The organism is Arthrobacter sp. StoSoilB19, from assembly GCF_019977275.1.
Lineage (GTDB): Bacteria > Actinomycetota > Actinomycetes > Actinomycetales > Micrococcaceae > Arthrobacter.
This window is the reverse complement of the sequence record NZ_AP024650.1, coordinates 3384782-3403260: the sequence shown is the minus strand read 5'-3', so window position 1 is coordinate 3403260 and position 18479 is coordinate 3384782. Positions and strand designations below refer to the sequence as shown.

Sequence of the window (18479 nt, the reverse complement as noted above, 5' to 3'; positions counted from 1 at the left end):
ACCGGCTGATGTCCAAGGACGGGAGGCCCCGATGACGGAACGGGACAGTGATCCAGTGAAAGCGGACCTGCTGTGGATCGCGGCCGACTTCCGGAACATCGTCCTGGGCTCCAGCGATGACGAGCTGGACCTCCCGTCCATCGGAACGCGGTGGACCAACCGGCAACTGCTCTTCCACATGGTCCTCGGCCAGAACATCACGCTGGCGGGCATACCGCTCCTGGGGCTGTTCTCGCACCTGCCGCCCCCGGCCTCCCGGACCTGGAGCCGCCTCCTGGATTCGTGCGCCCGCCCGTACAACTGGGTGAACTGGGCCGGGAGCGCCGCCGGGGGCCGGGTCCTGAAGCCAGCCGGCATGCTCCGGATGATGGACCGGACTACGGCGGTGATCGTGAACTGGTACGGCCACGCCAACCAGGATGCGCTGGGTCGCGGCATGACGATGCCCACCGCGTGGGACCCCTATTTCATGCCGTGGATGAGCCGCCGGGACGTCCTGGAGTGGGCGCCCAAGCACTACCGTCACCACCGCGCGCAGCTCAGCCTGACCACGCTGCCGTCCCTGCCCCCAGGTAGGTAGCGCGAACTCACCCTCGCACCGGGCCTGCGCCGTTTTGCTGCGACGCGCCTCTTCATTTCCGACGCGCAAATTCCCATTCGCTGCCCTGATTTGGTCTGCGTGGGGGAATATGAGCCGCGAAGATGAAGTTGCGCGTCGCTGAAGCCAGCCCGGCCGGTAGCTGACCGGCTCAGTCCGTGATGTCGGTGCTCGTGCTCAGCTCCTGCCACTGCTCCAGCTCGGCGCGCTGGGCTTCCGCCACCTTGCCGAACGCGCCGAAGGCGTCGGTGCCCAGGACCAGGAGGCCCGGCGGGTTGGCGGATTCGACGACGGCGATGATGGCCCGGGCGGCCTTGTCCGGGTCGCCGGGCTGGTTGCCGTGGGCGGTGTCGTGTTCCTTGCGGCGCTTGCCGGCCGTGTCCGCGTAGTCGTCGATCGCCGTCGAGGACTGGGTCAGCGAGCGGCCCGCAAAGTCCGTCCGGAAGCCGCCGGGTTCGATGGCGGTGACGTTGATGCCCAGCGGTTTCAGCTCGTTGCGCAGCGACCCGGACATGGCCTCCAGCGCGGCCTTGGTGGCCGCGTAGTAGCCGGAGCCGGCGGGGGTGATCCGGGCGCCGATGGATGAGATGTTCAGGATGGACCCGGCCTTGTTGGCACGCATGCCCGGGAGGACTGCCTTGATCATGTCCACGGCCCCGAAGAAGTTGGTGTCGAACAGGCGGCGGATGTCGCCGTCGTCCGCTTCCTCCACGGCGGCCCGGTAGCCGTAGCCGGCGTTGTTGACCAGCACGTCGATGCTGCCGAACTTTTCCTCCGCCGCCTTGACCGCCGCGCTGATCTGCGCCTTGTCCGTGACGTCCAGCGGGAGTGCCAGCGCGGTGTCGGGGAAGCCGGCGGTGACCTCCTGCAGCGTTTCCACCTTGCGGGCGGTGACGACGGCGTTGTGCCCGGACGCGAGCACGGCTTCCGCCAGTGCCCGGCCAAGTCCGGTGGAGCAGCCTGTGATGAGCCACGTTGCCATGGTTTTTCCTTTCTTAGGGGGTTGGAGAGTGAGGCGGGCGCCGGCAGTTAAGCCCGGTGCCGCCGTCGTGCCTGTGCCGTCAGTTCATGGGCGCCGTAGCTGTTGTCGTCCGGGTTGACCGTGACGCCGGGCGCCACCAGCTGGTCGATGCGGTCCAGCACTTCGGGCGCCAGCTTGGTGTCCGCCGCGGGGAGGTAGGACTCCAGCTGCTCCATGGTGCGCGGACCCACGATGGCGGAGGTAACGCCGGGGTGGTTGATCACGAACGCGATGGCCAGCTCGATCATGGTGACGCCGGCCCATTCGGCCACCTGGGCGAGCTCCTCCACGATGTCCAGCTTGCGCTGGTTGGCGAGCTGGGTCATGTCGAACCGGGCGCTGGGGCGGGCACTGGAAGTGGGCCTGGATGCCGAGTCCTTCCGCCACCGGCCGGAAAGCCAGCCGCCGGCCAGCGGGCTGTAGGTGAGGGTGCCCATCCCGTGCCGCTGCACGGTGGGCAGCACATCCTCCTCGATGCCGCGCGTCAGGATGGAGTACGGCGGCTGCTCGGTGACGAACCGCTCCAGGTTCCGTTCGCGGGACGCCCACTGCGCCTCCACGATCTGGGAGCCGGAGTAGGACGAGGAGCCGATGTAGCGCACCTTGCCCTGGCGGACCAGGTCGGTGAGGGCGCCCAGGGTTTCCTCCACATCGGTGTCCGGGCTGGGCCGGTGCACCTGGTACAGGTCGATGTAGTCGGTGTTCAGCCGGCGCAGCGAGTCCTCTACCGCGCGCATGATCCAGCGGCGGGAGCCGCCCCGGCGGTTGGGGCGGTCCTCATCCATGGGCATAAAGAACTTGGTGGCCAGGAAGACGTCATCGCGCTTTCCCGCGAGCGCCTCCCCGACAATCTCCTCGGAGGCCCCGGCGGAATAGACGTCCGCGGTGTCGACGAAGTTGATGCCCGCGTCCAGGGCGTGGTGGATGATGCGGGTGGCGTCGGCGCGGTCGTTGTTGCCCCACGGGCCGAACATCATGGCACCGAGGCAGAGGGGGCTGGCCTGCACACCGGTGCGGCCAAGCGGGCGGTATTCCATGCTGGTTCCTTCTCTTCTTGGGCTTCTAGGCTTCGGGGATGACCATGGCGAACCGCTCGGGGCGGGCCACGTCCGGGTCGGGGCCGCTGCGGACGCCGGTGTCCAGGGCGTCGATGGCGGCGAGCTCGGCCGCGGAAAGCTCGAAGCCGAACACGTCGAAGTTCTCGGCGATGCGGGCCGGGTTGGTGGACTTGGGGATGGCGGAGCGGCCCTGCTGCAGGTGCCAGCGGAGCATCACCTGTGCGGGGGTCTTGCCGTGGGCCTGCGCGACGGCGGCGATCGCCGGGTCCCGCATGACGTTTTTCCGGTTCTCGCCCCAGCCCGGGTAGAACGTGATGCCGCCGATGGGCGACCACGCCTGGGTGAGGATGCCGTGCTCGGCGTCCGCCGCCTGGACGTTCCGCTGGGCGAAGTAGGGGTGCAGTTCGATCTGGTTGACGGCCGGGACCACGTCGGTTTCCTCGAGCAGCTGCGCCAGGTGGTGAGGCATGAAGTTGCTGACGCCGATGGCCCGCACCCGCCCGTCCTTGAGCAGGGTCTCCAGCGCCTTGTACGCGGCGATGGTCTTCTCGAACCGGTCCGGGGCGGGCTGGTGCAGGATGAACAGGTCCAGCTGCTCCACGCCCAGCTTGCCGGCGGCCTTGTCCCAGGCGTGCAGGGCCCGGTCGTAGCCGTAGTCGCTCACCCAGACCTTGGTCTCGATGAACACCTCGGCCCGGTCCAGGGCTGAACGGCGGATGCCCTCGCCAACCTCCCGCTCGTTGCCGTAGGCGGCGGCGGTGTCGATGTGCCGGTAGCCCACCTCGAGCGCGGTCTGGACCGCCGACGTCGTCTCTTCCGGGGGACTCTGGAAGACGCCCAGGCCGAGCGCCGGCATTGTGATTTTGTTGTTGAGCGTGAGTTCCATAACCATGCCTTTCACGGTATTGGGGTGGACGGGTTTGTGGGAGGGGCTGGCAGTCCCTCCCTTGGGATATTTGCCCGGCGTAGCGTGGGTGCCATGACGAACAGCGATGACGTGCGGAAGTTCCTGACCTCCCGCCGCGCCAGGATCACACCGGACGACGCCGGGCTGCCCGCGTACGGCGGCAACCGGCGGGTTAAGGGCCTGCGCCGGGAGGAGGTGGCCATGCTCGCCGGGATGAGCATCGATTACTACATCCGGCTGGAGCGGGGAAATCTGTCCGGAGCGTCGGACAGTGTCCTGGAGTCCCTGGCCCGCGCCCTGCAGTTGGACGACGCCGAGACCGCCCACCTTTTCGACCTGGCCCGCGCGTCCACGGCTGCTCCGCGGGCACGGCGCAAGCGGAGCCCGCAGACGGTGCGGCCCAGCGTGCAGCGGGTGATCGATGCGATTACGGCGGCGCCGGCCTGGGTCCGCAACGACCGCGGCGATGTGCTGGCGTCCAATGAGCTGGGCCGGGCCCTGTACCTGGAGATGATGACCGACGGCGGCACCCCACCCAACAGCGCACGGTTCACCTTCCTGAGCCCGAAAGCGCGGGAGTTCTTCGCCGACTGGGAGCGCGCCGCTGACGACATCGTGGCCGTGCTGCGGTCCACGGCCGGGAAGAACCCGTACGACAAGGACCTGTCCGACCTGATCGGGGAGCTCTCAACGCGCAGCGGGGAGTTCCGCGTCCGCTGGGCCCGGCACGACGTGAAGTACCACCGCACCGGCCGCAAACGACTCCACCACTCGATCGTGGGGGATCTGGACCTGGCCTACGAGGCGATGGAGCTCCCCGCGGATCCCGGGCTGCGGATCAACATCTACACCGCCGAGCCAGGCAGCCCGTCCGAGGACGCGCTGAAGGTCCTCGCCAGCTGGGCGGCTACGCAGGCGGCGGCCGGGGTTCCGGCCCAGGAGAAGGCCACCTGAGCCAGCCTGCGCTGCGCAAACTCGTTCTGGACGCGCATATTCGGTTGTGAACCCCATATCCGTCCTCGACGCGCATATTCGTAAGCGCACCCCATATTTTGGCCGCGCCAGGGAATGTGCGCGTCGTCAGCGGCTTTGCGCGTCAGGACTGCGCGTTGATGAACCCAATGATGATCGCCGTCCACCAGCAGAGCTGCGAGACCACCAGGCATGACATCAGGTGGACGCGCTGGCCAGTGGATAGATCCTTGAACGCAGTCCTGGCAGGGAGCCGCGCGAGCCGCCGCATCAGGGGGATCAGCATGATTCCGTTCAGGCTGAGCACCAGGACCGCCGCGAGCTTGACCTCTGTCATCGGGCTGTCCAGGTGCGGACTCAGGAACACCCCGGTGGCAAGCATGCCCGCCAGACCACCCCAGATTAACGGTGTTGCTGCCCCATCGAGTCGAATGATTTCACCGAGTGTCCGCCGGCCGATCAGCCACAGGAATCCATGCCAGTCGACCAGGATGATGGCGCCGAAAGCCACAACGAGGAAAAGGTCATGCACCACCAGATCGACGTCGTGGACGAAGCCGTCAACGCTGACCGCGGCTGACAGCAACACGGACAATAGCCACGCCGCGATGGCAACACCGGACAGGGCAGCAACAAGGCGCCGCGTGGACCGCTCAGATTCACGGTGCAGCCTGATGGTGCGTCTGCTGACGGGGACATAACTCATGACATACCTCTGCGAGGCCTGTCAGCGATGGCCGTCCCAGCCGGGCCCGGGCGTAGCTCCAACATAGCCCCGTCGCGTGGCCGTCAACAAGGAAAAATCACCCGCTGATGCACCGTCCGCTCCTGGCCCCGCTTCGGTGCACGGCCGCCGTTTTCGACGCGCATATTTGCCGTCGCCACGCATGCTCCCTTGCGACGCTCGTATACGGGGCGCGGGAAGGGATATGCGCGTCAGAGGCGGTTTTGCGCGTCGACAACGGCAGAGCGAGTACGACGGCGGCCCACACCTGCCGCCGCCAGCTTCCGTTCCAGCGTCCCGGGCACCGTGAGGTCGGCCCAGTCCCAGCGCACCACGTTGCAGCCCAGGGCGCGGATCCGGTTTTCGCGCTGCTTTTCAGCCACAACAGCCTGGGATGCGGTCAGGCCCTTGAGGAACTCGGACTTGAGGTACTTTTCCTCGCCGTCGAATTCGCCAACAACCCTGGACTCCTTCCAGTAGAAATCCGAGTAACCAACCAGCCCGTCCGCGTCGGAAAACCGCTGTTGGAGGACTGCGGATTCGAAGCCGGCCACATGGATCAGCGCCCGGCTCCAGGACTCCCCGGCCGAGCCTGAAGCGGGATCGGCAAACTCGATGGCCGCCCGGATTCTCCGCGTGGCAGCGGCGGAGTAAATCGATCCCATCCCGCTCTCCAGCTCAGCCTTGGTGATGGCAGGCAGCTGCCGGCGCGGATCCGGCCGGAGCACATGGTCCAGAGGCGCAACGGCCTCGGCGAAGGGGCTGAAGGCCGCCAGGTCCAGGACGGTCCGGATGCGGTCGGTGACCAGGAGGCCCTCCAACCGGACCACCTTCAAATCCGCCCGCGCCGCAAAATGCCGGCTGACTCCGGCACGGGACCGGCCGCCGTCGTTCTTCAATGTGAGTGCCTGGACCGGGTGATGAAAGCCGATGGTGGGGATTTCCCACACGCTTGCCGCGGAATGGCGGGCGAAAACTGTGGGCTTCTCGAATGCTTCCGCGGCCGCCTGGATGCGGACCCGGTACTGTTCCCACGGCTTCATGGCCCGCCACGCTGGGCCGTCGATGTAGATGCCGTGCCGCACCCGGACCAAAGCGCCGGACCGCACGCGTTTGGCGAGATCGTTGGCACTCAACCCGTGCAGGTTGCGGTCGCGCGACAACAGCAACGGTGGAAGATCGGTCATGCAACCACATTGCCCGGCACACCTTCGCTGCAGGAGTGGAGAGCGCCGCTATGTGGAAAAGCCCCGGTGACGCGGCCGCCCATTTTCGACTCGCATGCTCCCCGGCGCACCCAACATACGGTCTGCGCAAGGGAATCTGCGCGTCGAAAACCGGTCTGCGCCCAACCCGCTACATAGCGGCCGGCTCAACCGAGGCGCGGGAGAGGGACCGCCGCCGCTTGATCCACCGTTCCGCCGCACCCATGGCCCGGGTGGCCCCTGCCCAGTAGAGGACGCCGCAGGCCAGGGACGCCAGCACGGCCAAACCCTTGTCCGCGCGCTCGAAGAGGTCAACGGAATCAAACAGGGGATACACCAGCCAGTGGGTGACGTAGATGTAGAGCGAAGCGCTCGCCAGCAGCGCCATGATCCGGTGGAGTCCCCGGGGCACCCGCAGCGTGGGCAGCCAGAGCAGGATGAGGCAGCCGGCCAGGATGGTGGCGCTGCGGTACGGGTTGTCGAAGGAGGCCGGAGCCGCCAGGACGGCCAGAACCGTAACGGCTGAACGCTGCCACAGGGTGCGGGACGCGGCGGCCGCCCAACCCAGCCCGAACAGCCACAGGACCGGCCCCTGCCCCGGGTACCGGCTCTCCACCAGGCCAAAAAGCAGGGGCAGATCCACCAGGACCAGGGCCACCCCAAACGCCCACGGCCAGCGGCGCGCCGCCCGGTCAACGGCCGGCACCGCCAGCAACAGGGCCAGGCCCACCAGGATGTGGACCAGGACCTCTACGAACCAGAACCGCGAGTAGTCGCTCCACCCCGCCGGCCCCACCAGTGAGTTCAACAGGAAAACGTTGTGCAGGGCGTACTTGTCCGTCACGGCGAAGGCCAGCGCGATCACGGCAACGCTCGGCACCACGATCCGCGCGACGCTGCGCAGGTGCCGCCGGAACCGTTCCGTACGCTCCCCCGACAGCTGGAAGCGGGCGAAGTTGTAGCCGGCCACCGCCATGAGCACGTGGGCCGTGCCTTGCCAGTGGAAGAACCCAATATGCGTGGAGACGATCGCGATGATGGCGACGGCGCGCAGCACTATCCCGGTCTCCATCGGCGCGAGCAGCCTCCGCCGGGCACTGCGCACCCAGGTGCCGGAAGCAGTGCCGGAAGGCCCAGCACTGCCGGAAGGCCCGGCACTGCCGGGAGGCGCGACGGCGGCGGGCACCACGTGCGGCGATGGCGACAGTTCGCAGACCGGCATCAGGTGCCAGCCCCCGGGAAGGTAGCCCAGGGCCCGCTCCAGCCGGACGGACGCCACCACATAGGACAGTGAATCGCCGCCCAGGGACACGAACGAATCGGTCCCGGCGACGTCCTCCACCTCCAGCACCTCGGCGAAGATGCGCCGCACGTCATCCGAGCCCGCGTCCACAACCCCGGCCGGGCCGCCGTCGTCCGCTTCTCCTCCACGGGCGAGCGCGGCGACGGCAGGATAGTCCGGCTTTCCGTTGCCCAGGCGCGGAATGGCTTCCACCGGGTAAAGGTCGACGGCGGCGCGCGGCAGGCCCAGGTCCTGCGCCAGGGTTTTGGCGAGCAGCGCCACGTCGTGGTCGCCTTCGATGGCGGCCACCACGGCGTCGTCGGAGCCTGCGGCCGCAGCCGTCACCCCGAGGTCCGCCAGCATCCGCTCCACCTGGCCCAGATCCACGCGGAGCCCCACGATCTTCACGAACCGGCTGCGCCGGCCCACAATCTCGTAGAGCCCGTCCGGGCCGCGGCGGGCCAGGTCGCCGGTGCGGAGGTCGGTGACCACCCGGCCCAGGCTGAGGTCCGCCGGCTGTTCGGCGTACCCCAGCATCACGTTGGGGCCGGAGTACACCAGCTCGGACGCGCCCAGGCCGGGGACGGGCTCAAGCCGGAAGGACCCGCCCGGGATCGGGACGCCGATGGCCTGTGGTTGCTCCATGGCCTGGTCCGGCGGCAGGTAGGCCATGCGGGCGGTGGCCTCGGTCTGCCCGTACATGACGAACAGGTCCCATCCTTGCCGCCGGCCCTGTTCGGCATAGGCGCGCACGCGGTCGGGGGCCAGCCGTCCGCCGGCCTGGGTGATGTACCGCAGGCTTGGCACATCCATGTCCTTGAAGCCCACCCGGTCCAGCAGGTCGAAGGTGTACGGCACTGCCGCGAAGGATGTCACCTGTTCCGTGCGGACCAGGTCCCAGAAGCAGGGGTCCACCACCGAGAGGTCGGTCAGCGCCAGGGATGCACCCGCCAGGAGGTGGCTGTTCACCACGCTCATGCCGTAGCAGTAGGAGAGGGGCAGGGTGGTGGCCGCTGTGTCGCTGGGGCGCAGCTGCAGGTACTCCGCGATCGCGGCGGCGTTGGCCTGGATGCCGTCGGCGGAAAGCCGGACGAGTTTGGGGGAGCCGGTGGACCCGGACGTGCTCAGCAGCAGCGCGAGTTCCGGGTGCAGGTCGTGCCGGGTCTGCTGCCGCCGGACATCCAGGACCGCTTCGCCGTTCGACGCGCTGACAACAACGTCGGGGTCGTAGGCCGCCACCAGTGCGGCCGCGGCAGAGTCCCCCGCGGGCAGGATCAGTAACGGAGTGCCGGAGGACAGGGCCGCCAGGTAGGACACCAGGGCCGGCAGGGTGTTCCCGGCTTCCAGCGCAATGAGGCGCCGGGCCGGCCCGAACGCGCGGACCATGTCCTCCACCTGCCGGGCCAGTTCCCGGTAGCTCAGCGACCGGCCGTGGGCGCTGACGGCTGGGCGGTCGCCGAAGCGGGCCAGGTCCGCGGCGAACGGAACCCCGGCGAGCTTTGTCTCTGTAGTCACCGGAGAACCATAGAAGGGTAACCTAACCTAACTCAAATGGATTAGGAAAGATTTTTGTGCCGTAAAGCCGTCGGTTAGTGGTGTTCCACCCAGCAGGCCAGGATCGTCGTCGAAAGCTGGTAGGCCAGGGCGTTGCGGGTGATGCTGTCCGGCCCCAAGGCGGGGGGAAGACCTGACGCGTCTACGTGCAGCACGAAGCTGTCCTTCTGGAAGACGGCGGATCCGTCGGCCGTTTCGTATGCCGGAAAACCAAGATTTGCCAGGCCGTCGATTGGTGTTGCGCCTTTTGCGAGGGCCTGCATTGCGGTGAAGTACTTGAGTGCCGCCGCCTTGTCCGCCGTTTCCTGGACAGAAATGACCAGCGATCCCTCGGCCAGATGGTAGGTGCAGGTGAAGGTGCTGTCCGCCCAGCTGTCCACGGTGTGCGGGTTCGAAGCCAGGTCCAGGATGGACCGCAGCCTCTCCTTCGGCTGGTCGCCGCAAACCATCAGGGCAGCAGCGCTCGGCCCGCCCGCCGGCGGACCAGGGGATGCCGATTCCTGGGCGTGGTGGCCGCCGCCGTCGTGGCCCACCGCCGGTGACGTTGCCGGCGGGGCCGCCGTCGAACTGTCTGGAGCTGCGGTGACGGATCCCGCCGCTGTTGCACAGCCGGAAAGCAGCAGGGTGCATAGGGCCACGGAGGCCAGCAGGGACTTGTGCTGTTTCATGGCGCATCCAATTCTGCCGGCCCCTGGGAGTGGGGTGCGCGGCTGTTGTCAGGCTTTGAGCTTGGCGTAGATCACGTAGTTGTCATCGAAGAGCCCCGTTGCGGGGTCGTAGCCGTCGCAGGTGATGAGCCGAAGCTCTGCACCGGCAGTGTTGCCGTAAACCTCGAGGGTGGGGAATTCGTTTTTGGAGTAAAGGGTCCCGTGGTCGACTGTGAAGACGGCAGTACTGCCATCGGCCCGCGAAACGTTGATCTCGGCACCGGGCCTGAGCTTCCGGAGGTCAGCGAACACGCCCTTGTGCCCTCCGAGGGCGTTGACGTGGCCCAGGATCACCGAGGGGCCCCGTTCTCCCGGCGTGGGGGAACCGTTGTACCAGCTGGCCGGTGCGCCGTTGCCCACATCATCCGGCACTTTCAGCGAACCGTTCTCCTCCAGTCCCAAGTGGAGAAGGTCCGTTCGCACCCCGATGGAGGGAATGCTCAGGACAGCGGGAAGCGACGCATTCAGAACGGCCGGGGGCTGCGGCGCAGCCGGGGCCTCTGGTGGAGCAGGGGCTTCTGGTGGAACAGGGGGCGCCGGTGCCGTTGATGTAACCGCGGGGGAAGCCACTTGCGGGGCGGAGGCGGAAGGGGAAGGCCTGGTGTCTGAAGTAGTGGCGCTCCCGGCGGCACAGCCCGCCAGGGAAAGCGCGAGCAGAACCCCGGCCACCGCAGAGGCCCCGGGACCTCCACGGCGGCCGAAATTCCTTGATGTCACAGAATTGATCCGTTCAGCCTTGGTTATGCTGCCGCGTTGCGGCGGCGGACGGCGTAAGCTCCGCCTGCGAGGGCAACCAGGGCCAGGCCGCCGCCGATGGCGAGGGCCCCGGTGTCGGTGCCAGAGCCGGGTTCAGAGGGGATGCCGGTGTTGGCGCCGCCTGCAGGCATCTTCATTTGGCCGGCCGTAAGCGTTCCGCACAGGGCGGGGGACGTAGCCGCCAGCGGCAGTGATGGAACCAGGTCACTCTTGGCGGCCTGGCCTGCGGCGCTGAGGGTGGCGGGGTCAAGGCCGTGGACCACAACCACTGCCGTGCCCGATTCCAGGGCCGCCTTGGTTTCGGCGTTCAGTTCGAACGTGCGGTCCACCGTATAGGAAGCGCCCTGTCCGGCGACCTTCAGGTCAAGGCCTGCTGCCTTACTGGTATCGCCGCTGGTGGAAAGGGTGGTGACGATGCCACCGTATGAGGGTGCGCCCTCGGTGGTGGAGATGACTTTGTCGCCGTCCTTGTCCGCAGAAGGGTCGGGGCAGACGCCCTTGGCCCCGCCGTGGATGTGCTGGACGTGGGGGTACGGCGCATCCATGAAGGTGGCGGGCAGGCCCGACACCTTGAGGACGACGTGGGCCTGGTTGCCCATGACATCAACTGTTACGGTGCCTGATCCGGCGCTGCCGTTGATCTGCTTCAGCGTTGACTGGTACGAGCCGTCGGCGGCCATTGCAGGTGAACCGGACAGGGCGAGTGCGGCGAGGGCAAGGGTGGGGACTGCCATAAAGCGAAGTGACTTATTCATTCGGAAAATCTCCTCATTCACGTCCGTGTGATGGTGGCGTCCCCAGACAGGAGACACCGGTACTTCGCGGCGGCACCATCAGCGGATGGGTGTGGACGTGGCCTGATTCACTTTTTCCGTGTGGTCATTGCTCTTTTGATGGAGGCTGTGGCGGTCACTTCACCATCAGCGTTCCCGTCATTCGGGAATGGAAGCTGCAAACGAACCCGTACTCCCCGGGTGAGTCGGGCGCTTTGAAAATTGCGGTTTCACCGGGATCGACCGCAACGTCGAACCCGCCATGGTCCTTTGCCGTCACCGTGTGCGGGGCGCTGTCGGCGTTCGTCACCGTCACCATCGATCCCGGTCTGACCGTGGTGGGGACCTCGAACTTGAAATTCCGTATCGTGATCACCGAAGTGGCGGCTTGCGCCGATCCCTCCGCCGACGATCTGGGGGAACCAGCTGAAGGCGTGGCAGGAGTATTCCCACTCCCGGCAGCGCACCCGGTGATCCCGCCCAAGGCGATGGCCACGGTGACGGCCCGGATCCAAGAAGAAGCTTTCATGGCAATCCCTTTCAGGAGGGATGCGTCCGTTGCCCGCCGGATGGCGGGCCTTCAGGAAACTACCCTGTGCGCCCTATTCGTTGCCCCCGGCCTCCAGGATGGGGGGTCAGTTCGCCACCGTAAAGGGCACAACCATCACCCCGGAGTTGGTGGAGCCCAGCTTGTCGTCCCGGCAGGACGTCCGCAGGTGCAGCTTGTGCACGCCGTTGGCCAGGCCACGGGTGTCGATCGCGAGGGGAGCGGCCCCGAAGGGCTCGGGTCCGAAGGCGCCCGCCGAGTCCCAGAGGACCAGCCCCGGGTTGGCCGGAACCGCGTGGAAGTCCGGGTCTACCGAGATGAAGGAGTGGGTAGCCGGCCGCGAGCCGTCCGTGTGGCTGGTCAGGCCCACGAGGGGAGCCCAGACTCCCGACACCGGTCCGTCGGGAAGGGGCAGGCTGCGGACCGAGGACTCGCAGTATCCGGCGTGGGTGTACCAGCCCTTGCCCCGCAGGAAGGGGTCCCTGGTCACATCGGAGGCGGACTTGCCGTTCTGGATGTTGACCTGCCAGTTGAAGTTGGCCCTCATTTCGTTGCCGTCCGGCTCGGAAACGAACCCGCGGAAGCGGACCTCCTGCGTGCCTGAGTGGTTGAAGCCGGAGATGGGTGCGGAGAAGGTGAGCCAGCGCTCGCAGGTGCCGGTGCACGTGAAGTCGCCCCCGCCGGCGCCGGCCGGCCCCGGGCAGCTGAAGTCCGGTGCCGCGGCCCGCAGGTAGCATTTCTGGACGGTGGTTTCCCGGTCCGAGGTTTTGAACACCATGGCCACGTAGTCGGCGGTGCCCGGGTTGTCGTGAAGGATCACCCGGACGTTCACGGTGAGGTTGCCCGAGCTGATGGTTTCCCGTTCCGGGACGCAGGCCCCCAGGTGGAGGTGGCCGGTATTGGTGACGGCGTTGTTGGCCTGGTCAGCGTCCGGCATCCACCACGACTGCGTATCCACGAACTGCCGGGTCTCCGCGTACACGGTGCCGTCGGCAGGCGGCGCACCCATGCACAGCCCGGCCGCAGCCCTGGCGGTACCGGGACTCAACCCGGTTATGGCAATGAAGGCCAGCGCAACAGCAGATACCAGGGCAAGGAACCGTCTCAAGAGCATCCATCCTTCACGGAGAAACTGCGCGCATTGCTGTCGCCGGCATCGGAACGCCGAACCATGGGATGTTTCGTTATTTTGGCCCGGTAGGGCGTGGAAAGTATATGACCGGACTCATCGCCAAAACCAGAGTTGACAGGCCATAACGACGGCGGCACGCACCTTTTGCAGGACCTGATGGGGCGTCTGGGGAAAGGGTGCAGGAAGTGATGGGGGATCGCGGGAAAGGGGGCGGGAAGTGATGGGGCGTCGCGAGGGGGAGGGGGACGCTTGACGAGGTCCGGCGCTGCCGCATATCCTGAACGAACGGTCGGTAAATAATTCGGCACGTCCCAGACGGTCTTTGCATAGGAGCAACCATGGCAGCGCAGAACCTGCAGTCAGTGCCCGCTGAGCTAACCCCGGAAGAAGAAGCCGCAGGCCAGGCCCACTTCGACCGGATCATCGCCGAGGACTCGCGCATCGAGCCCCGCGACTGGATGCCCGCGGCCTACCGCAAGACCCTGCTGCGCCAGGTGTCCCAGCACGCACACTCCGAGATCATCGGCATGCAGCCGGAAGCCAACTGGATCTCCCGCGCCCCCAGCCTGAAGCGCAAGGCCATCCTCATGGCCAAGGTCCAGGACGAGGCCGGCCACGGGCTCTACCTCTACTCCGCCGCCGAAACCCTTGGACAAACAAGGGACAAGATGATGGACGACCTCATCGCCGGCAAGGCCCGCTACTCCAGCATCTTCAACTACCCGGCCCTGACCTGGGCGGACATGGGCGCCATCGGCTGGCTGGTGGACGGCGCAGCCATCTGCAACCAGGTCCCGCTGTGCCGCGCCTCCTACGGACCCTACGGCCGCGCCATGGTGCGCATCTGCAAGGAAGAATCGTTCCACCAGCGCCAGGGCTTCGAGATCCTCCTCGAACTCTCCAACGGCACCCCCGAGCAGAAGCAGATGGCCCAGGACGCCGTGAACCGCTGGTACGCCCCGGCCCTGATGATGTTCGGCCCGCCGGACGACGATTCCCCCAACTCCAAGCAGTCCATGGCCTGGAACATCAAGCGGTTCAGCAATGATGAGCTCCGCAGCCGCTTCGTGGGCATGATGGTGGAGCAGGTCAGGGTCCTGGGCCTCACCCTCCCCGATGACCAGGTCCGCTTCAACGAGGACACCAGGAAGTGGGAGCACGGCCCGCTGGACTGGCACGAGTTCCAGGAAGTCCTGGCCGGCCGCGGTCCCTGCAACGCCCAGCGCCTCGAGCGGCGGAGGGCAGCGCACGACGACGGCGCCTGGGTCCGCGAGGCAGCGGCGGCTTACGCAGCAAAACAGTCAGCAAAGCAGCAGAAGGAATACGCAGCATGAGCCCGCACGGCAACCCGGAAACACCGGCCAGCTCCGCCACCGAGATCAACCGCGAAGCCCCCAAGGCGTCGCCAGCCCCGCAGGAACACCATGACAAGAGCGCGTGGGGCCTCTGGGAGGTCTTTGTCCGGTCCAGCCGCGGCCTGAGCCACGTCCACGCCGGATCCCTGCATGCCCCGGATGCCGCCATGGCCCTGCGGAACGCACGGGACCTCTACACCCGCCGCAACGAGGGCGTGTCCATCTGGGTGGTCCCGGCCGAGGCCATCGCCGCCAGCGATCCCGACTCCAAGGGCTCGTTCTTCGAGTCCCCGCAGGGCAAGGACTACCGGCACGCCACGTACTACACCAAGAGCGAAGGGGTGAAGCACCTGTGAGCAGCGCCCACACCAGCCCCGAAACCACAGGCCACGGCGACATCTCCACCGGCGTGGCCGGCGGCGACTCCAACGCCTCCGCCACCCGCATCACCCCCGGCAACGCCCTGCGCCCGGAGGACATCGCGCTCGAGGTCCGCACCGGCCTGGTGAAGCCCTCGGAGGACATCGCCGAGTACGCCCTCCGCCTGGGCGACGACGCCCTCATCCTGGCACAGCGCCTGGGCCACTGGATCTCCCGCGCCCCGGAGCTGGAGGAGGACATCGCCCTGGGCAACATCGCCCTGGACCAGCTGGGCCACGCCCGCAGCTTCCTCACCTACGCCGGCGCCGCGTTCACCAACGAGGACGGCTCGGCCAAGTCCGAGGATGACCTGGCGTACTTCCGCCGCGAGCATGAGTTCCGCAGCGTCCAGCTGTTCGAGCAGCCCAACGGCGACTTCGCGGCCACCATCGCCCGCCAGTTCGTGGTGAGCTACTACCAGTACGAGCTCTACCGCCGCCTCACCGGATCCACCGACGCAACCCTGGCCGCCATCGCCGCCAAGGCCGTCAAGGAAGTGGACTACCACCGGGACCACAGCGCCCAGTGGGTCCTGCGCCTGGCCGGCGGCACCGAGGAATCCCGCAAGCGGATGATCCACGGCCTGCGCCTCATGTGGCCGTACGTCAACGAACTGTTCCAGGACGATGACCTGACGCAGCGCCTCGCCCAGGCGGGTGCCGCCGTCGCCCCTTCCTCGCTGAGGGAGGACTTTGACCGCCTCACCGCGGAAATCCTCACCGAGGCCGAACTGGAGGTCCCGGACGTGCCCGCAGCCCCGGGCGGCGGCCGGTACGGCAAGCACTCGGAGTACCTGGGCTACATCCTTGCGGAGATGCAGGTGCTGGCCCGCGAGCATCCCGGGGCCAGCTGGTGACAGCCATGTACGTCTCGGACTTCGAAACCCGCACCCGGACCCCGCAGCAGCGGGCCTGGGACATCGCCGCCACCGTGGTGGACCCGGAGATCCCGGTGCTCACCATCGCGGACCTGGGCATCCTCCGCAACGTGGACGTGCAGGGCAAAAGCGTCACCGTGACCATCACGCCCACGTACTCGGGCTGCCCGGCCATGGATGCCATCCGCGACGACGTCTACGCCGCCTTCAAGAAGGAGGGCTACGAGGACGTGCACGTGGACCTGGTCCTGGCCCCGGCGTGGACCACGGACTGGATGACAGAGGCCGGAAAGCAGAAGCTGCAGCAGTACGGCATCGCCCCGCCCACCGGGCACAGCAACGCCGGGGGCCACTCCGGCCCGGTCCGGCTGAGCCTGGCCGTGAAGTGCCCGCAGTGCAACAGCCTCAACACCAAGGAACTCACCCGCTTCGGTTCCACGTCCTGCAAGGCGCTGTATGTGTGCCAGGACTGCAAGGAACCGTTCGACTACTTCAAAGTCCTGTAAGGAAGCCCCATGCCTGTTGTCCGCCAGACCGCCGCCGAAGAGGCTGAGCTGACCGGCCGCCGTCGTCCGTCCTTCCACACCCTGGCCGTGAAGGAGGTGCGCCGGCTCACCGACGATGCCATCGAGGTCAGCTTCCATGTGCCGGCGGAGCTCGCCGGCAAGTTCGACTACCTGCCCGGCCAGTACGTGGCCCTGCGCACCACGCTGCCGGATGAGAACGGCGAGCCCAAGGAGATCCGCCGCAGCTACTCCATCTGCGCCGAGCCGCGCAGCTTCGCGGACGGCACCAGCGAAATCCGCGTGGCCATCAAGAAGGACCTGGGCGGGCTGTTCTCCACGTGGGCCAACGCCGAGCTGAAGGCGGGGGACACCCTGGACGTGATGAGCCCCATGGGCGCGTTCGTGTCCAAGCACGGCCGTGACGGCGTGGCCGTGGAGCAGAACGTCATGAACTCCATGAACCACCCGGAGGACCTGGCGGGGGAGCCGGGGAACTTCGTGGCCATCGCCGCCGGTTCCGGAATCACCCCGGTGATCGCCATCGCCCGGACGCTGCTGGCCGCCAACCCGGACACCCGGTTCGATCTAATCTACGCCAACAAGGCCGCCATGGACGTGATGTTCCTGGAGGAGCTGGCGGACCTGAAGGACAAGTACCCGCAGCGGCTGGCCATCCACCACGTGCTCTCGCGAGAGCAGCGGATCGCGCCGCTGCTGTCCGGCCGGATCGATGCGGAGAAGCTGCAGCAGCTGCTGGGCACCGCCCTGCACGCGGACGATGTGGACGAGTGGTTCTTGTGCGGGCCGTTCGAGCTGGTGCAGCTGTGCCGGGACACCCTGGCCGAGCGCGGGGTGAAGCCGGAGAACATCCGGTTCGAGCTGTTCACGTCCGGCAAGCCGGACCGTCCGGAGGGGCAGGCCGGCCGTCCCGTGGTGGTGGACGAGTCCAAGGAGACGTACAAGATCACGTTCAAGCTGGACGGCCTGCAGGGCGAGGTGGCCAGCCCCACGCACGCCCGCGAGTCCATCCTCAACGCGGCGCTGCGGGTCCGCCCGGATGTGCCGTTCGCGTGCGCCGGCGGAGTGTGCGGCACCTGCCGGGCCAAGGTGGTCACCGGCAGCGTGACCATGGACGAGAACTACGCGCTGGAGCAGGATGAGCTGGACAGGGGCTACGTGCTGACCTGCCAGAGCCACCCCACCAGCAAGGAAGTCACGGTCGACTTCGACGTTTAAGTTGTTACTCACTAAAGGAGCCCCATGATTTCCCTTTCCATCAGCAACGGTGTTGCAGAAGTCGTCCTGGACGCACCCCACAAGCTGAACTCGCTGGATGAGCAGGCGCTGCGGGATTTAGCACAGGCGTACGACGACGCTGCTGCCGCCGCCTCACGCGGTGAGGTGCGGGCGCTGCTGCTGAGGGGGGAGGGCCGCGCCTTCTGCGCGGGCCGGGACATCGCGGGCGTCACCCCGGAGAGCGACGACGCCGCCGCCTACCTGGGCGGGCTGGTGGAGCCGCTGCTGAAGAAGATGGCTTCATTTCCCGCACCCACCTTTGCCGCGGCGCAGGGCGCGTGCCTGGGCGTGGGGCTGGGCCTGCTGCTGGCCACGGACGTGGTGTACGTGGCGGAGAACGCCAAGTTCGGCTCGCCGTTCGCCAAGCTGGGGGCCACGCTGGACTCGGGCGGGCACTGGTACTTCACGGAGCGGATGGGCATGCACCGGACGCTGGACCTGATCTACACGGCGGACCTGATCTCCGGTGCGGAGGCGGTGGCGCAGGGGATGTTCAGCCGTGCCATGCCGGCCGCCGAGCTGCTGGACTCCACGCGGGCGATCGTTTCGCGCGTTGCTGCAGGTGCCACCGAGGCATTCGTTGCCTCGAAGGAGCTGGTGGCGCACATCCGTGACCAGCGGCTGGGCCTGTGGCAGGCCATGCAGGAGGAAAACGAGGAGCAGGCACGCCTCTGCAAAACCGACGACTACGCGGAGGGTTTCCGGGCCTTCCAGGAGAAGCGCGAACCGAAATTCACCGGCGGCCACTGATTACACCTCCTCGATTGGTCCGCAACTGTCCTTTCCGGG

At 67.3% G+C, this 18479-nt stretch carries 19 protein-coding genes; 8 read left to right on the top strand and 11 right to left on the bottom strand.

Features of this window, described 5'->3' with window-relative positions:
* The first annotated feature begins 31 nt into the window (after nt 1-31).
* On the top strand, nt 32-580 hold the full coding sequence (locus LDO86_RS15705) for a DinB family protein (protein WP_018768776.1): 549 nt from the start codon (nt 32-34) through the stop codon (nt 578-580).
* A 169-nt stretch (nt 581-749) separates the two neighbouring features.
* On the opposite strand, the gene LDO86_RS15700 is transcribed toward LDO86_RS15705, so the two are convergent.
* The 3 genes from LDO86_RS15700 to LDO86_RS15690 are packed head-to-tail and all read right to left on the bottom strand — an operon-like array spanning nt 750 to nt 3563.
* Complete coding sequence (locus LDO86_RS15700; RefSeq protein WP_018768775.1) at nt 750-1580, bottom strand: oxidoreductase; 831 nt, start codon at nt 1578-1580, stop codon at nt 750-752.
* Nucleotides 1581-1627: 47 nt separating this feature from the next.
* Nucleotides 1628-2656 (bottom strand): aldo/keto reductase, encoded by a 1029-nt coding sequence (locus LDO86_RS15695; protein WP_018768774.1) that lies wholly within the window; start codon nt 2654-2656, stop codon nt 1628-1630.
* Nucleotides 2657-2681: 25 nt separating this feature from the next.
* Nucleotides 2682-3563, bottom strand: coding sequence for an aldo/keto reductase (locus tag LDO86_RS15690; protein ID WP_018768773.1), 882 nt, complete (start codon nt 3561-3563; stop codon nt 2682-2684).
* A gap of 93 nt (nt 3564-3656) precedes the next feature.
* On the opposite strand from LDO86_RS15690, the gene LDO86_RS15685 reads away from it, so the two are divergent.
* A complete protein-coding gene (locus LDO86_RS15685; RefSeq protein WP_043424856.1) occupies nt 3657-4538 on the top strand; it encodes a helix-turn-helix transcriptional regulator in 882 nt (293 codons plus the stop codon).
* A 142-nt stretch (nt 4539-4680) separates the two neighbouring features.
* Here the strand turns inward: LDO86_RS15685 and LDO86_RS15680 are convergent, their stop codons facing one another.
* From LDO86_RS15680 to LDO86_RS15645, 8 genes are all read right to left on the bottom strand, one after another.
* A complete protein-coding gene (locus LDO86_RS15680) occupies nt 4681-5262 on the bottom strand; it encodes a hypothetical protein (protein WP_018768771.1) in 582 nt (193 codons plus the stop codon).
* 230 nt (nt 5263-5492) lie between these two features.
* Nucleotides 5493-6467 carry a type IV toxin-antitoxin system AbiEi family antitoxin domain-containing protein gene (locus tag LDO86_RS15675; protein WP_018768770.1) on the bottom strand — a complete coding sequence of 325 codons (975 nt, stop codon included), beginning with the start codon at nt 6465-6467 and terminating at the stop codon, nt 5493-5495.
* Nucleotides 6468-6636: 169 nt separating this feature from the next.
* On the bottom strand, nt 6637-9282 hold the full coding sequence (locus LDO86_RS15670) for an AMP-binding protein (RefSeq protein WP_018768769.1): 2646 nt from the start codon (nt 9280-9282) through the stop codon (nt 6637-6639).
* Nucleotides 9283-9356: 74 nt separating this feature from the next.
* Entirely contained in the window at nt 9357-9989 is a 633-nt protein-coding gene (locus tag LDO86_RS15665; protein ID WP_018768768.1) for a hypothetical protein, read from the bottom strand.
* A gap of 48 nt (nt 9990-10037) precedes the next feature.
* Nucleotides 10038-10430, bottom strand: coding sequence for a sortase (locus LDO86_RS15660; RefSeq protein WP_231377417.1), 393 nt, complete (start codon nt 10428-10430; stop codon nt 10038-10040).
* A 338-nt stretch (nt 10431-10768) separates the two neighbouring features.
* Complete coding sequence (locus tag LDO86_RS15655; protein ID WP_026265692.1) at nt 10769-11539, bottom strand: CHRD domain-containing protein; 771 nt, start codon at nt 11537-11539, stop codon at nt 10769-10771.
* Nucleotides 11540-11693: 154 nt separating this feature from the next.
* A complete protein-coding gene (locus LDO86_RS15650) occupies nt 11694-12086 on the bottom strand; it encodes a cupredoxin domain-containing protein (RefSeq protein WP_018768765.1) in 393 nt (130 codons plus the stop codon).
* 106 nt (nt 12087-12192) lie between these two features.
* A complete protein-coding gene (locus LDO86_RS15645; protein WP_224084105.1) occupies nt 12193-13218 on the bottom strand; it encodes a hypothetical protein in 1026 nt (341 codons plus the stop codon).
* A 356-nt stretch (nt 13219-13574) separates the two neighbouring features.
* On the opposite strand from LDO86_RS15645, the gene paaA reads away from it, so the two are divergent.
* Genes paaA through LDO86_RS15615 form a run of 6 tightly spaced genes read left to right on the top strand, consistent with a single transcriptional unit; the run spans nt 13575 to nt 18440 of the window.
* Nucleotides 13575-14570, top strand: a complete 996-nt coding sequence (gene paaA / locus LDO86_RS15640) for a 1,2-phenylacetyl-CoA epoxidase subunit PaaA (protein ID WP_018768763.1) — start codon at nt 13575-13577, stop codon at nt 14568-14570.
* Entirely contained in the window at nt 14567-14947 is a 381-nt protein-coding gene (paaB, locus tag LDO86_RS15635) for a 1,2-phenylacetyl-CoA epoxidase subunit PaaB (protein WP_056392823.1), read from the top strand. Before paaA ends, paaB begins: the two co-directional genes overlap by 4 nt.
* Nucleotides 14944-15867 (top strand): 1,2-phenylacetyl-CoA epoxidase subunit PaaC, encoded by a 924-nt coding sequence (gene paaC, locus LDO86_RS15630; protein WP_056392826.1) that lies wholly within the window; start codon nt 14944-14946, stop codon nt 15865-15867. Before paaB ends, paaC begins: the two co-directional genes overlap by 4 nt.
* Before the next feature lie 5 nt (nt 15868-15872).
* Entirely contained in the window at nt 15873-16394 is a 522-nt protein-coding gene (paaD, locus tag LDO86_RS15625) for a 1,2-phenylacetyl-CoA epoxidase subunit PaaD (RefSeq protein ID WP_156400238.1), read from the top strand.
* A 9-nt stretch (nt 16395-16403) separates the two neighbouring features.
* Nucleotides 16404-17630: a 1,2-phenylacetyl-CoA epoxidase subunit PaaE gene (gene paaE / locus LDO86_RS15620; RefSeq protein ID WP_224084104.1), complete on the top strand. Its 1227-nt coding sequence runs from the start codon at nt 16404-16406 to the stop codon at nt 17628-17630.
* Nucleotides 17631-17654: 24 nt separating this feature from the next.
* Complete coding sequence (locus LDO86_RS15615) at nt 17655-18440, top strand: enoyl-CoA hydratase-related protein (RefSeq protein ID WP_224084103.1); 786 nt, start codon at nt 17655-17657, stop codon at nt 18438-18440.
* Nucleotides 18441-18479 lie beyond the last annotated feature (39 nt).